Genomic DNA, 14788 nt, shown 5'->3' with positions numbered 1-14788 from the left:
CTATGACAGAAACAGGAAGAAAAGTAAGTGAGAATGATCAGTTAAGAGCCGATATATATCAGCTACTGGCTGCGTTATTACGCCGCCAACCAAGTGCTGAATTATTGCAGTTTTTAGCTGATTTAGAGGTAGAAGCCGAAGAAGGCAATACCATGAGCCAAGCATGGCATGCGTTAAAACTCGCGGCATCAAACAGTGACACCAACACATTAGAAGATGAATATTTTGCCATTTTCTTAGGCGTTGGCAGTGGCGAGATTATGCCTTATGGCAGTTGGTTTATGACCGGGTCGTTAATGGATAAACCCTTAGCGGCATTGCGTAATGACCTAATGCAACTGGGTTTTGAACGTGAAGATAACGTCAAAGAGCCAGAAGACCATGTCGCCGCGTTATGTGAAGTCATGGGCTGCCTAATTTTAGAGGCGCCAGGTTACCGCCAATTAGCGTTTTATCAACGCCATATTGGCAGTTGGATTATGCATTTTTGTGACAATTTAGCCAAAACACCAAGTGCTATTTTTTACCAAAGCGTAGCACAATTAGCTCAAGCATTTTTCACCGCTGAAGCCAATGAATTTGAACAGCTAAGTTTAGATATTCCGGTGAATTGTCCAGGTAGTGCTGATTTAGATCCGCTTGAACAAGAAGTTGTACAAATTAATTAAACCGGGTGATGGCATATTCTGCCTCATCTTTTTATCAACAAGGAGACAATATGAAGAAGCAAGCTTCCGACATGGGTCGTCGTCAAATGCTAAAAGCATTAGCGCTCGGCAGTGCGGCAGGTGCTGTGGCCAGTGTCAGTGCACCCGCACTTGCGCAAGTCACTAAACCGTCTGCAGAGCCTACGAGCAGTAACTATCGCGAAACTGAGCATATCCTTAACTACTATGCTTCGTTAAGAAAATAACAAAGGAGAGTGTGTGATGCGATTAACCCGCAAAACAGACACGGCCGCCAAAGCTGAAAAGTTAGGCCTAGGTCTCAACCGACGTCAATTCCTCAAGTCTGCCAGTTTGGCAACGGGTGGAATTGCTGCGGCTTCAATGCTTGGCGCTGGAATGATGCGTAAAGCTGAAGCGAAAGATGTACCCCATGATGCACCAACAGAAGTAATACGGACTATTTGTTCACATTGCTCGGTTGGTTGTGGTGTTTATGCCGAAGTTCAAAATGGCGTGTGGACAGGGCAAGAGCCTGCGTTCGATCATCCATTTAACGCTGGTGGACATTGTGCCAAAGGCGCGGCATTGCGCGAGCATGGTCATGGTGAAAAACGTCTTAAATATCCAATGAAACTTGAAGGAGGAAAGTGGAAAAAACTTTCTTGGGAACAAGCGATTGAAGAAGTTGGTCAACGAGCCCTTGATATCCGTCAAGAGTCTGGTCCTGATTCAGTTTACTTTATGGGTAGTGCTAAGTTCTCAAATGAACAAGCTTATATGTACCGCAAATTAGCGGCAATGTGGGGCACGAACAACGTCGACCACTCTGCACGTATTTGTCACTCTACCACGGTAGCCGGTGTTGCAAACACTTGGGGTTACGGTGCGCAAACGAACTCATTTAATGATATTCGTAACTCGAAAGCGATGATGTTCATCGGTTCGAATCCTTGTGAAGCTCATCCAGTTGCTATGCAACACATCCTTGAAGGTAAAGAGCGCGGCGCGAAAATTATCGTTGTCGACCCTCGTTTTACCCGAACTGCAGCTAAGTCTGACGAGTTCGTGCATATTCGTCCTGGTACGGATATTCCTTACATTTACGGATTATTGTGGCATATTTTTGAAAATGGCTGGGAAGATCAAACGTTCATCGACCAACGTGTATACGGTATGGAACGTATCCGTGAGGAAGTGAAGAAGTGGAACCCACAAGAAGTTGAACATGTTGCTGGCGTACCTGAAAAGCAAATGTATCGTGTAGCGAAACTGCTTGCAGAAACTAAGCCAGGTACAGTGGTTTGGTGTATGGGTGGTACTCAACATCACATTGGTAATGCTAACACTCGTGCATACTGTATCCTTCAGTTAGCGCTAGGTAATATGGGTGTTTCTGGTGGCGGTACTAACATTTTCCGTGGTCACGATAACGTTCAAGGTGCAACTGACTTTGGTCTATTGTTCGATACGTTACCAGGTTACTACGGCTTAACCTCCGGCTCATGGGGCCATTGGTGTAACGTTTGGGACTTAGACTTTGATTGGGTTAAAAACCGTTTCGACCAAGAGCAGCATTTAGAGCAAGATCCGATGACGTCTACAGGTATCCCATGTTCTCGTTGGCATGATGGTGTACTGGAAGATAAATCTAAGATTGCACAGAAAGATAACATTCGTATGGCATTCTTCTGGGGTCAATCTGTTAACACCGAAACCCGTGGCCGTGAAGTGCGTGAAGCATTGAATAAAATGGACACAGTCGTTGTTGTGGATCCTTTCCCAACAATGGCCGGTGTTATGCACGAACGCCAAGATGGCGTGTATTTATTACCTGCGTCAACTCAGTTTGAAACTTACGGTTCAGTATCTGCTTCAAACCGTTCACTACAGTGGCGTAGCCAAGTCATTGAACCATTATTCGAGTCTAAGCCTGACCATGTGATCATGTACAAGCTGGCGAAGAAGTGGGGCATTGATGCTGAATTCTGTAAGCATATTAAAGTGAATGGCGATGAGCCGTTGATTGAAGATATGACACGTGAGTTCAACAGAGGTATGTGGACCATTGGTTACACTGGCCAAAGTCCTGAACGTTTGAAAATGCACCAAGAAAACTGGGGCACTTTCGACATTAACTCACTTGAAGCACCTGGCGGCCCAGCTAAAGGCGAAACTTATGGTTTACCTTGGCCATGTTGGGGCACCCCAGAAATGAAACATCCAGGTTCGCAAATCTTGTATCGCACTGACCGCGAAGTTAAATTCGGTGGCGGTAACTTCCGTGCTCGTTATGGTGTTGAGCATAATGGTACTAACATTCTTGCTGAAGGTTCTTTCTCAAAAGGTAGTGAAATCGAAGATGGTTACCCAGAGTTTACTGCAGACATGCTTAAACAGCTTGGCTGGTGGGATGACCTAACTGCTGAAGAAAAAGTTCATGCTGAAGGTAAAAACTGGAAGACTGATATTTCTGGTGGTATTCAGCGCGTGGCAATCAAGCATGGTTGTATGCCTTACGGTAACGCTAAAGCGCGTTGTGTTGTTTGGAACTTCCCGGATGATATCCCGATTCATCGCGAGCCGTTATATACCCCTCGTCGTGACTTAGTGGCTAAGTATCCAACTTATGAAGATCGTATGGTGGCTCGTCTACCAACACTTTATAAGTCTATTCAAGAGAAAGACTTTGCTAAAGACTTCCCTCTTGCAGTAACAACCGGACGTTTGGTTGAGTTCGAAGGTGGTGGTGAAGAAACCCGTTGTAACCCATGGCTTGCTGAACTACAGCAAGAAATGTTTATCGAGATCAACCCAGCAGATGCTGCAGATCGCGGTTTACGTGATGGCGATGATGTGTTTGTCCACAGTCCAGAAGGTGCCAAAATTACCGTTAAGGCAATGGTGACACCGCGTGTTATTGCGGGTGAATGTTTTATGCCATACCACTTCGCGGGTGTGTTTGAAGGCAAGAGTTTAGCCGAAAACTACCCAGAGGGTACTGTGCCTTACGTGATTGGCGAAGCTGCCAATACCGTCATGACTTATGGTTATGACGTCGTCACGCAAATGCAAGAGACCAAAGCTAGCTTGTGTCAGATAAGCAAAGCCTAAACACTTGATGAGGAGATAAGCCATCATGGCAGTCATGAAATTTCTGTGTGACACCAAACGCTGCATCGAGTGTAACGGTTGCGTCACAGCATGTAAAAACGAAAACGACTCTGCTTTAGAGTGGGGTATTCAACGTCGCCGCGTGGTGACACTTAACGACGGCGTTCCTGGAGAAGCGTCAATCTCAGTCGCATGTATGCATTGTACCGATGCACCTTGTATGGCGGTATGTCCGGCCGACTGTTTCTACCGTACCGAAGACGGCATTGTGCTGCATAACAAAGATACGTGTATCGGTTGTGGCTATTGCTTCTATGCTTGCCCATTTGGCGCACCACAGTTCCCTCAAAAGAGTGCATTTGGTAGCCGTGGCAAAATGGATAAGTGTACTTTCTGTGCGGGTGGCCCAGAAGAAGATCATTCAGAAGCCGAGCGCTTAAAATACGGTTCTAACCGTATTGCAGAAGGCAAATTACCCATGTGTGCTGAGCTTTGTTCAACCAAAGCGTTGTTGGCCGGTGATGCAGGCATAGTGTCTGATATTTACCGTCAACGTATGGCCGCTCGTGGTAATCCAAATGTGATTTGGGGCTACAATCCTAAAACAGGCGAAATGATCTAACCCAGAGCAATGGCTGCGATAATTATCGCAGTCATATAAGGAGTGACAATGTTAACTTTAACGTTAAACAAATCACTGCGCAGGATGTTTGCTCTGTTGGTTCTGTGTATGGGATTGGGATTGGTTATGTCGCCGGTGTATGCCGCCGATGAACAATCAAGTCAGCAACAAGCAAAGTCTAAAACCAGTGATGCAGATCTCTGGCGCGCAGTAAAAGCCGGCGAACCAGGATACAGTACAGACAAAGGTCTTGATGCTGATGTGCTGATTAATGTCGCGGGTAATGAAGGTAAGATATTGCGAAATACTTACCTAAAACCCGCACTTGGTTTAGCCGTTATAGGGGTTTTTGCGGCCTTTTTAGTGTTTTACTTAGTCAATGGTCCATCAACACTGAGTAAAGGCTTTTCGGGTAAAATGGTACTTCGCTGGAGCAAAAGTGATCTTTGGTTACATTGGACGATGGCGATATCTTGCCTAATCATGATGCTAACTGGATTGGTCATTATGCTTGGGCGGCATGTCTTAGCCCCTTATGTCGGTGACGGCATTTGGGCGGGGGTCATCGCCTTTAGTAAGTTTTCCCATGATTGGTCTAGCCCCATTTTTATGGTGTCTTGGCTGTTGTGCATCATCAAGTGGATGCCACTACAAACCTTCAAAATGTATGACTTGAAATGGTTTTTATTGGTCGGTGGTTACATTAACTTTGGCCCATTTAAAGGCAAGCACCCAGACAGTGGGTTTGCCAATGCGGGTGAAAAAATGTGGTTCTGGACCTTAGCTATTTTCGGTCTTAGCATCAGTGCCACAGGGATAATCTTAGTATTTCCCCTGCTCGATTTACCACGTGAGCTGTCAATGCTCGCACTCCTTGTGCATGGCGTAAGTGCAGTAATTTTAATCGCGTTTACCATAGTGCATATTTGGATGGCGACCGTACTCAGTGAAGGTAGTATGGAGAATATGGTGTCAGGCTATTGCGACGAAAACTGGGCTTCGCAGCACCACAATATGTGGTACGACGAAATCAAAGCAGATGGTTCGTTAAAATACAAAGAGTAAAGCAGTCATACTGGTGTTAACACACTCGTATATTGCCGAAATAAAACACCTTGTTGGGTAACTAACAAGGTGTTTTTTTGTTTAGGTTCTTTCTAAGGGGGGGGGGGGTCAATAGCATTTTGGTGTTGCCCGCAATGTGAAACTGGGCGGTTACCGTTTATGGGATTAATCTCGCTATTAAAAATAGTCGAGCGTGAAGCTTGTTCTGAGGCTGTCGGGTTAAATGCGTAAAATTGAGTGGTGTGCCCTATGAAACGGCGTGCTTAGTTAATACACAATTAGCTGAGACGACAGCGCACATCATTACGCAGGAAAATTATGATGCAGTACAGTAACAGGACAATAGAAAGTGATGAAACAGCTCAAAGCCTAGCTTAAAAGATGTCATCAGAAAAAACGATTAGCCGAGTTTTTGTGCAAAAAACTACCGACAAAAAGCAAATTTCTATAGCATCTTACGCTAAGTAAGGCGTTACCGATTAATGTGGCTGTGGCATCGGCCAAATCCAATAAGCAATGTATGCATCGCAAACAGCGCAACGCATAAATACTAGAACGTTAGGTTTCTAAGGATGGGATCATTTGAGTGAATTTATTACCGCAATTTGGCCATTACTCTGTCTTTCGATGTTTCCTTTGGCTTTATAGTATTTGGTGGTGGCTAAACGTGTTTTAAATCTCTTGGAGTCTGCCCCTCCGAAGTTTGGCTTGAACGGGGAAACCTTCAACTTATCAAAAATAAACCCATCAGTAACTCTGATAAGTTTATGGTGTTTATACTAGAAGCAGATTACAGTTTGCTCAAGGATGAAAGCTATCGAGGAAAGGTCATTTACTCAGGCCTCTTTTAATTAGCGGGCGTTTGATCCTAGTTTTTGCATTTATATCACCAATAGTCATTGGCCGAAAATAAATATAACACGCTGCTAAATTCATATTCACTAAGGCTGTTATGCCGTTTGCTGAGCAAATCGCCCGCCAGCACTTGGTTCACTTATTAGCAGGGCGTTAGACCCTAAAATGAGAAATAAAATCATGAAGATAATGAGTCTTGATCATGTTGGTATTCGAGTAATGGAGTTTGATAGAGCGATCAGATTTTATGAAAAACTGGGGTTTTCGGTAACTAGGCAAGACTCGAAAGAGCATGTTGTGGTACTGAAACATGACAGTGGAGTAGAAATAAATCTCTTGGATAGCGGTAGCAATGATAATAATCAGAAGAACGTACTAATGGATGTTGAAAACAAATATCCTGGTTATACGCATTATGCATTAGAAGTTAACTCTGCTGTAAACGCGAAACAGTACCTAGAGTCTATTGGATTAGTCGTTACTGAAGGACCCGTTACCTTTGGTGATGGTAAAACATCTATTTTCATTCGCGATCCAGATAAAAATGTTATTGAATTGACACAACTTCCATAGGTACAACGATGGCAACTAAAAATAATGTTGATAATCCCGTTGATAATAGCTTTGAGTACGCTATGTCGCAGCGAGGCAATCCGGTTGATGATCCACTTGCGGCCATTAAAACGATGCGTTTAGAGCAACTGGCGGTATGTCGCCTAAAAGCAGTGAAAGAAATGCAAGCTATGGGCGATAAAGCGACAAAGAGTAAAGTAAAAACCGATGACTAAGAAGCTGTAACTCACGTTGTACTATTACTTATAATATTGAGCTGTCAGTAAATAATAAACATTGGTCTAGTCTTTAGTTTACTTTATTTGCAGGAAAATGAGGATAACTATGGCTAGGTTTAGCTTGCTGATGGTGTGCTTAACACCTAACCATTCTATTTTGTGTGCCTATTTAGCTTGATTGATATCAAGCTTATATTGCCGGGTTAAATCCGCTATTTCCTTCATTTTTCATCTTCCTCTCACTTCATAATGCTCAATCTGCTAAACAATATTCCCAATTTATCAACTGGAATAATCGAAGACTATCGTAATGAATGCTGAAAGAGACTATGTTGAATACTATAACAATGAATGGCTTAGTTTAATTTGTCGCTAATGTTACCGATTATAACAATGGATGGCTTAACTTAGCTGCTTGTGAATAGCCAGAAGGTTAAGGAGTAGTATGTGGAGTGGCGTAGGAAAGCTTAAGTGCTGGGTAAATCGACTGCTTGGGGATGTGGGGGTGGTTTTTTATCTATCAATATTTCTGATTGTTGCCTTTTTGACGGTTGCGGCTGTCGATCCTGATGAAACACAAAGGTTGGCACAGAAAGCATTGAATGCGACGACGAGCAATTTTGGTTGGTTGTATCTTCTGACCAGTAGCGGTTTTGTGCTCTTTACTTTGGGCTTGGCTTTTTCTCGATTCGGCATTATTCGCCTTGGTCTTGATGATGAACCTCCTGAATTTAGTTTTAGCAGCTGGCTGGCGATGATCTTCTCCGGTGGAATGGGGGTTGGTTTGGTCTTTTGGGGGGTAGCAGAGCCGATACTTCATCTTAGTTCACCGCCTTTAGGAATAGGCGCGCCAGGCTCGGTAGAAGCTGCGCAGACGGGTATGCGTTATGCCTTTTTTCATTGGGGCCTGCATCAGTGGGCCAACTTTACGGTGGTGGGGCTGGCCATTGCCTATGTGAGGTTTCGTCACAACAGTCGTGGTTTAATTAGCGAAACTTTTCGGCCCTTGTTGGGAGACCGTGTCGATGGCGGTTGGGGAAATGCGATTGATATTTTGGCGGTGCTTTCTACTATTTTTGGTGTGGCAACGACGCTCGGGCTGGGGGCGTTACAGATTAATAGTGGTCTGTCTCGGCTCTCTGGTATGCCTTACGGCATCACGCCCCAGTTACTGATCATTGCCGGACTCGGCTCGTTGTTCATACTGTCAGCCATGACGCCATTAAATCGCGGCATACGTTACTTGAGTAATGCCAATATGGTGTTGGCTGCAGGTCTATTGCTGTTTGTTTTAATGCTTGGGCCTACGGCTTTTATCTTCAGTGAATTGACCCAAACTATGGGCGAATACGTGGGTAATATCATCCAGATGAGTTTGGTAACGACGCCATATTCTAGTGCGCATTGGGTGCAAGAATGGACCATTTTTTATTGGGCTTGGGGCCTTAGTTGGGCACCTTTTGTCGGCAGCTTTATTGCCCGTATTTCTCAGGGACGCACTATTCGGGAGTTTGTTTTAGGCGTTATGATTGTGCCAGTGCTATTGAGTATGCTCTGGTTTTCTACCTTTGGCGGCTCCGCTATTTATTTTGAGCTGTTCGAAAACGCGGGTATCGCTGCGGCAGTGGCGCAGGAAGTGCCCGCAGGGCTCTATGCCATGCTAGATCAATTACCCGGTGGCTTTTATGCGGCGATTGTTGCGGTTCTTTTGGTGTCTATGTTTGTGGTGACATCTGCAGATTCGGCTACTTTCGTGTTGGGTATGTTTACGTCTAAAGGTGTTCTTAATCCTACCCGCTTTGTGCGTATTTTATGGGGTGTGTTGCAATTACTGATGGCGGGCGTGCTGCTGCTTAGTGGGGGGCTGCTGGGGCTGCGGACGATCTCTATTGTGACGGCTTTTCCTTTTATGCTGCTGATGGTGTTAATGGCTTATTCGCTTTATCGAGATTTGTCTTTGGAATGGCAGCGAAGGCAAAAAAATGACAACCTTTTGCATGAGCGGATTGAGTCGATGTTGTTACGAGAGTCCGAAAGAGAAGCCGCGCGACAGGCGGAAGAAAATGCTCACCCCTCGGCGCCAGAACCTACAGAAGACGCTGATGTTGGAGAAGCTGTAGAACATGAAGAAGGGGAAAAAGTTCGTAACTAGCTGCTTTGTTGGTCAATTATTTATTAGCTTTTTACCTTTGTTCTCAGTGCTGCAATTATTGTCTTTACAGCTTTTATTAGGCATTGAAAAATGTTTTTTTGGTTGAATTAAATTATGCCAATCAAGATTGTGGGTGATTGAATACATTCAACTTACACCTTGTTGAAAATAAAACACCGCTGATGCGATTTAGCCGATTTTATGTCGACAGAAAATGTCATTTTGTATTTCTTGGGTTTGTGCGAAACCTATGAAACATTAAGTCTAAAATAATACCATTGGCCAGGAGCTGATATGTCAGAGATACAAAGTAATGAAAAACAACAAGTCACTATTGTTGATATAAAAATGCCATTTATGTCGATGGTCATTTTCCTCGTCAAACTTGCCATCGCTTCAATTCCAGCCTTTATCATTTTGTCGTTTATTTTTATGATTTTAGGCATGCTTTTTGGGAGTGTTTTTCATGGCTTAGGCATGGGAATGGGTCATTATTAGCTTTGATTTGCCAGTCTTGAATAAACACGTTAATCAACTGGATTAAACACCGCGGGTTATTTTTGCTACGCTCAAGTTTAGTCCACAATTTTTCGCCAGTTATTAATGCGATAGAACGGAGTGCATACGCAGATGGACGAAACGCAAATCAAACATTTCAAACAGCAGTTGCTGCAACTGCGGTCTGAACTCATGAGCCTAAGCAGCACGTCTGATGACGCAGCAAAGGCCGTGGAACTGGATCAATCGGCCGTTGGTAGGCTAAGCCGAATGGATGCGATGCGTGCGCAAAGCATGGCGATTGAAGCAAAAGTGCGGCGTGAACATCAGATCTTAAGCATTGAGGGCGCGTTGCGCCGAATTGCCGCTGATGATTTTGGCTTTTGCCTCACCTGTGGGGAAGAGATAAACATCCGCAGACTAGAGGTGGACCCGTCTTACTCGCTATGCATCAAGTGTGCAGATAAGTGATTGATAGAGTGACCTTTGATTGATAGATTTATCTTTAATACGTTAATCAACAGGACTTAAAACCGCGGACTATTTTCGTTACGATCACGTTTAGGCCACTATTTTTCGCCAGTTATTAAGCCATTATATAGCTACAAGGATCCCGTAAGTGTCTAAATCTATAGCAATCACAATTAAAGATGCGTTGTCGAAAGTTAAGTTTCTCAAAAATAGAACAGCTGAAACGACTGCCGATGAAGCAAAAGATGCTTTTACTTTGTTATCAGAATATAGAGATGGCGGAATATACGTGGCTCATTACTCTGGTTTTAGTGAGTGGGAAAGGCACCTTAATGGTGACGAATTCGTTCAGGTGTTAGGTGGTGAAACAACCTTGATTTTATTAAACCAACATCAACAACAGCGTAACGAATTATCATCGGGTCAAATATTAGTCATTCCAAAGGGGATTTGGCATCGCTTTGAATCACCGGACGGAGTTAAGGTGATGACGATAACGCCACAACCAACAGAACATAGCACTGAGTGCCCAGTCGAGACATAACAAAAATTAAACAGGGACACTATATTCGTCAATTACATGTTGCCTCTACATAAAGTATTATGTTTTTTAACTCAACTTAACCCTAGCGATATTAAAGGAAGCTATGAGTATAAAACCCACAACAATGGCAATTTCCGCAGCAATTTCTTTTGCATTACTTTGGGTTATTTGTAGCGCCACGGTACATTTTTTTCCGGAACCTATGATGTTAATCTCGGGGCACATGGTGCATGCTAATTTATCGGATATGAATTGGACTCTAACGTGGTCTGGTTTCTTTATCGGTCTAATTGCTTGGTCGGGTGTTGCTGGCATAAGTGTATGGTTAGTAGCCGTTATCTATAATATGTTAAAATAAACATGATGTTAAAATAACCGTGATTTTCAAATAAACATGGACGCCTATTAGTGTTGGCGGATAGTAAAGCATTAGTCTGTTATTACCTTTCTTCAATGGTAACTGATATTGGTCAGTGCAAGACAAACGATAGTGGGTTTGGATAACTCGCCTTCTCCCGGCAGATGGAAAGTTGCCACAGCTGTTCAGGTGTTGTGGGTAAGCATTGCTGTGTGATATCGATAATATGACAACTGATAATGTGACAACTGACAATATGACAACTGACAATATGACAACTGATAATATGAGCATCGCCGCGATGGGGCTTATCCACGCATTCTTGAACTCGCGATTATCTTTGTGATTGACACCCGTGCGTATGCACTCTTGTTAATGAGCGGGGAGCCATCACTTGCCTGTTTCGCTTAATGTGAATGCTGATGAAAGAGGCTATGTTATTGATGATAACCATGGCTGGCTGTAGCTTTCATTCGGCCAACAAACAGTGAATACCTAATGGCAGATTTATTGTCTCGTTGGTAATATTAAAAAGTTAACACAAGCCTGAATTGGCAGAACGTCAAGGTAATAGTTTGCCAAATTGCTCACCGATAACCCCACCGAAACCCTTTCTAGGATACCAAAATGGTGTTCAGCGTAATGATCAATGAAAATAGCGGTTTCATTTGAATCACTATTCAAAGTCAGTTAGTGTTTATGACATGATTAAATGACAACAAAACGAGTTATTCTTCAGGCTCGTTATGTGAACACACTAAAAGACAAAAAATGGTAGCCATTTCACGAAAAATTCAGTTTTTAACGTTTTCCTGTATTTTAGCAGGTTGTACTTCGATTCAGCCTGGTGCTGGTGACAACTGGATAGGCTTCACTGAGTCTGGACAAGCCTCATTCTATGCAGATAGATATCAAAACAGAAAAACAGCTAGCGGTGATCTATATAAGCACAATCAAAAAACAGCCGCGCATAGAGATTTACCCTTTGGTTCAAATGTAAAAGTTACCAATACCAATAATGGTAAAAGCGTTATCGTTAAAATCAATGATCGTGGCCCATTTGTTAAAGGACGCATCATTGATCTTTCAAAGTCTGCTTTCAGCAGTATTGGCAATATATCTAATGGTGTAATTAACGTTAAAATAGAAATAGCCCGGTAGCACATAGCGATTGCATTATATGGCTTGGTTTAGCCTTTATTAGTGGGGTTTTCATAACAAGCCATTGATATGTAAGGTTATTAATTCCACGTTTGTAGCGCTTTAACTTAACCCGATTGAACTGATATTGAGAAGTGTTGCTAAAGATATGATAGAGATTGAATATTCTATTGGTGAATTAAAAACGTCGATGCTTGTTGTAGAAGAACATCGTTTTTACCTTATTGCTGAGGCTTGGATAAAGGCTGTAGATCTCAATGTGGGTGACAAAATAGTAGCCTGCAGTGATGCCGTAGCTGAGATAGAAAGCATAAACAACGTTGAAGATTCACACTATTGTCGTGATTTAAAAATCAGTCACAATCATAATTATTTTGTAACCACAGCGCGCCCAGCGTTTCACGATACTCTCTGCGATCGCGCCCCAATAGACAAGCTTGAACTCATAGCCTACGAGCAGGCAAATAGGCCCTCTAATTTTCCTGATGGCAAGCCAACGGGTTACCACGGTGGTCCTTGGGTTGCGGCTAGATATTTACACAGCGATCCCAGCAAGGAAACTATAGGTTGGGGGTGTGCAAATGACAACATGTGTGCTGAAGATGTCGCGGTAAGTGATTTGAGGCAAAAATTGGGCGATGCTATTGGACTAGATCGACAGAATGTCGAGATTTCACATGCTTATTTGAGAAAATATACTAAAAAAGGCCGCTTCGTCAACAAAATGAGCCCTTGTGTTCATTGTCGTGATAATTACGGCAGCGCGCTAAATGACGAGACTGTAGGTGTGAGTAATTTAGCTAAAAACGGCCGTGGGTATTTACCCCCATAGGGAAATGACTTATAGCTAGAGGTATCCATTTTTATTGAAATGACTAGGCCTATCTAACCCATATCTCCCAGAGGGAGGTCATGGGTGACAATATCCCCGCGTCACAGTACTAAAATATATAGATCTAAGCGTCAACGCCGAATGTTGTCTGTTAGACGGAATTACTACGTGTTTCCACATCAATGAACCGACTCAATTTTACGATTGAGTGTCGTTTCTAAAACAGATCTCGCCTGGTGTCTATCATTGAGCCATTATGATAGTCGGTAACATCTCGAACAAAACATTAACGCATTGCCACAGCAAAGCATTGCCACCCAAGATGGTTAGCTTCATGTTTAGCGTCAAAGGCTACATTGTGCTGGTAGACGATACGGGCCGAATTATCTGTGAAGATAAAAGCTCAAGCAGCCAACCCATTCTAGATAGGCTCAACATCCCAGTAGAGAACAGGCTGAACATTATCATCGATTTGGGGCGTTTATTTAACGGTGCGGTTAGGGCTTGACGGCATTAACTGAGTACAGTGAGCATTTAGATCGAAAACGGCGCTTCAAATTGCCAACCTTGGCGGTGTATTCTATCTATAATACCTGAAACCAGTAATCCCATTTCTATTTGATTGATATCAAGTATCTTCTGCTAAGTTGAATCAGCCGTATGACTTATATTTTTCTGTCTACACTCCATTTATTGATAACTCCAGTTCAATTTGTACGTTTAAATAATCGTAAAAGACTGTCGTAAAAAAAACTAGCGTAATAAATGTACAAAGAAGCAATGTTATTTCATTAGAAAAGATGGGCTTATATAAGTCGTTCCGATGGCGCCCTAGCTTGACACTTTAAATAATTGGATGGGGCAATAATTTTTCAGAGCGTGTCGATGAACGCCTAGCGTATATCAGGATCAATATATCATCCAAGGTTTAGGATGAGTCTGTTGATGCGGTAGAGGACAAGCTAATTTATAACGATCGGATTGATGAAGCAGAAGGTGATGGCATAGTCTATTCTTTTTACGGGTTTGTCTTCTCGTCGGAATGATACGTTGAGATTACAGCGCCCTCACAGCCGGTGCCGTTGAGCATCGGCGTTAGGCTTACTAGAAAATGGAGATTTCTGTGATGAAAAAAATACCTAGTAGACAATTGTTATTTACTTTTATTGCTTCTATATCTGCATTAGTAGTGGTAGCGGAGATGAGCTTTATTTTTGACGTTGATATTCCTCTTATGACGCGAGATGTTGCCGCGATAGGTAACATCCATCCTCTTTCTGGGTTTCTTTCAAGTCTGGGCATTCTTCTGTGGTGCGCGGTCGTGTCAATATGCTTTTTTATGGCAAGGGTGCTTCGCCATAGCAACCAAAGAGAGATAGTTAATTTTTTATATTATTCAGCCCTATTGACGCTTTATTTGATGCTTGACGATTTATTCCAATTTCATGACTCATTAGTATCTCAGTATCTTGGATTGAATGAAAAGGTGGTCTACCTGATTCTGGGCGTTGCGGTATCGGCTTATCTACTCACTTTTAGATCGCTTATTTTGAAAACAAATTACTATTTTTTATTGTTGGCGTTAGGGGCTGTTGATCTTTCACATTGGCAGCCAAATTATAGAGCAAGCTAGAGCCAGCAGGCTTTCAAAATTAATTTT

At 42.9% G+C, this 14788-nt stretch carries 16 protein-coding genes; all 16 read left to right on the top strand.

The genetic code is table 11. The features are described 5' to 3' along the window. The first annotated feature begins 2 nt into the window (after positions 1-2). Positions 3-668: a TorD/DmsD family molecular chaperone gene (locus tag AAEY93_RS17875; RefSeq protein ID WP_101033521.1), complete on the top strand. Its 666-nt coding sequence runs from the start codon at positions 3-5 to the stop codon at positions 666-668. A 50-nt stretch (positions 669-718) separates the two neighbouring features. Beyond that, positions 719-913, top strand: coding sequence for a formate dehydrogenase (locus AAEY93_RS17870; RefSeq protein ID WP_101033523.1), 195 nt, complete (start codon positions 719-721; stop codon positions 911-913). 16 nt (positions 914-929) lie between these two features. Next, a complete protein-coding gene (locus tag AAEY93_RS17865; protein ID WP_124013016.1) occupies positions 930-3779 on the top strand; it encodes a formate dehydrogenase subunit alpha in 2850 nt (949 codons plus the stop codon). Between the two features lie 25 nt (positions 3780-3804). After that, on the top strand, positions 3805-4401 hold the full coding sequence (gene fdh3B / locus AAEY93_RS17860) for a formate dehydrogenase FDH3 subunit beta (protein WP_101033528.1): 597 nt from the start codon (positions 3805-3807) through the stop codon (positions 4399-4401). A 48-nt stretch (positions 4402-4449) separates the two neighbouring features. Further along, positions 4450-5466, top strand: a complete 1017-nt coding sequence (locus AAEY93_RS17855) for a formate dehydrogenase subunit gamma (protein ID WP_351078772.1) — start codon at positions 4450-4452, stop codon at positions 5464-5466. A gap of 1020 nt (positions 5467-6486) precedes the next feature. Further along, positions 6487-6894 carry a VOC family protein gene (locus AAEY93_RS17850; RefSeq protein WP_101033532.1) on the top strand — a complete coding sequence of 136 codons (408 nt, stop codon included), beginning with the start codon at positions 6487-6489 and terminating at the stop codon, positions 6892-6894. An 8-nt stretch (positions 6895-6902) separates the two neighbouring features. Beyond that, complete coding sequence (locus AAEY93_RS17845) at positions 6903-7109, top strand: hypothetical protein (protein WP_351078768.1); 207 nt, start codon at positions 6903-6905, stop codon at positions 7107-7109. A gap of 448 nt (positions 7110-7557) precedes the next feature. After that, the gene (locus tag AAEY93_RS17840) at positions 7558-9264 is read left to right on the top strand and encodes a BCCT family transporter (RefSeq protein WP_351078765.1); all 1707 of its coding nucleotides are present in this window, start codon (positions 7558-7560) and stop codon (positions 9262-9264) included. Positions 9265-9558: 294 nt separating this feature from the next. Continuing rightward, entirely contained in the window at positions 9559-9762 is a 204-nt protein-coding gene (locus AAEY93_RS17835; protein ID WP_335688679.1) for a hypothetical protein, read from the top strand. A gap of 132 nt (positions 9763-9894) precedes the next feature. After that, positions 9895-10233, top strand: a complete 339-nt coding sequence (locus tag AAEY93_RS17830; protein ID WP_101033540.1) for a TraR/DksA family transcriptional regulator — start codon at positions 9895-9897, stop codon at positions 10231-10233. 148 nt (positions 10234-10381) lie between these two features. Beyond that, positions 10382-10777 (top strand): cupin domain-containing protein, encoded by a 396-nt coding sequence (locus tag AAEY93_RS17825; RefSeq protein ID WP_101033542.1) that lies wholly within the window; start codon positions 10382-10384, stop codon positions 10775-10777. 103 nt (positions 10778-10880) lie between these two features. After that, positions 10881-11135, top strand: coding sequence for a DUF5676 family membrane protein (locus AAEY93_RS17820; RefSeq protein WP_101033544.1), 255 nt, complete (start codon positions 10881-10883; stop codon positions 11133-11135). Positions 11136-11906: 771 nt separating this feature from the next. Beyond that, positions 11907-12296, top strand: a complete 390-nt coding sequence (locus AAEY93_RS17815; RefSeq protein ID WP_101033546.1) for a septal ring lytic transglycosylase RlpA family protein — start codon at positions 11907-11909, stop codon at positions 12294-12296. A gap of 148 nt (positions 12297-12444) precedes the next feature. Further along, complete coding sequence (locus AAEY93_RS17810; RefSeq protein ID WP_351078759.1) at positions 12445-13128, top strand: hypothetical protein; 684 nt, start codon at positions 12445-12447, stop codon at positions 13126-13128. Between the two features lie 334 nt (positions 13129-13462). Continuing rightward, positions 13463-13636: a hypothetical protein gene (locus AAEY93_RS17805; RefSeq protein ID WP_232772110.1), complete on the top strand. Its 174-nt coding sequence runs from the start codon at positions 13463-13465 to the stop codon at positions 13634-13636. 618 nt (positions 13637-14254) lie between these two features. Then, complete coding sequence (locus AAEY93_RS17800) at positions 14255-14761, top strand: DUF8692 domain-containing protein (protein ID WP_502959564.1); 507 nt, start codon at positions 14255-14257, stop codon at positions 14759-14761. Positions 14762-14788: the final 27 nt, after the last annotated feature.

It is taken from the genome of Shewanella sp. CAL98-MNA-CIBAN-0140, from assembly GCF_040309905.1.
GTDB classification, from domain to species: domain Bacteria; phylum Pseudomonadota; class Gammaproteobacteria; order Enterobacterales; family Shewanellaceae; genus Shewanella; species Shewanella psychromarinicola.
Note: the sequence above shows the minus strand (reverse complement) of the source record. Positions and strands in the feature narration are given on the sequence as shown.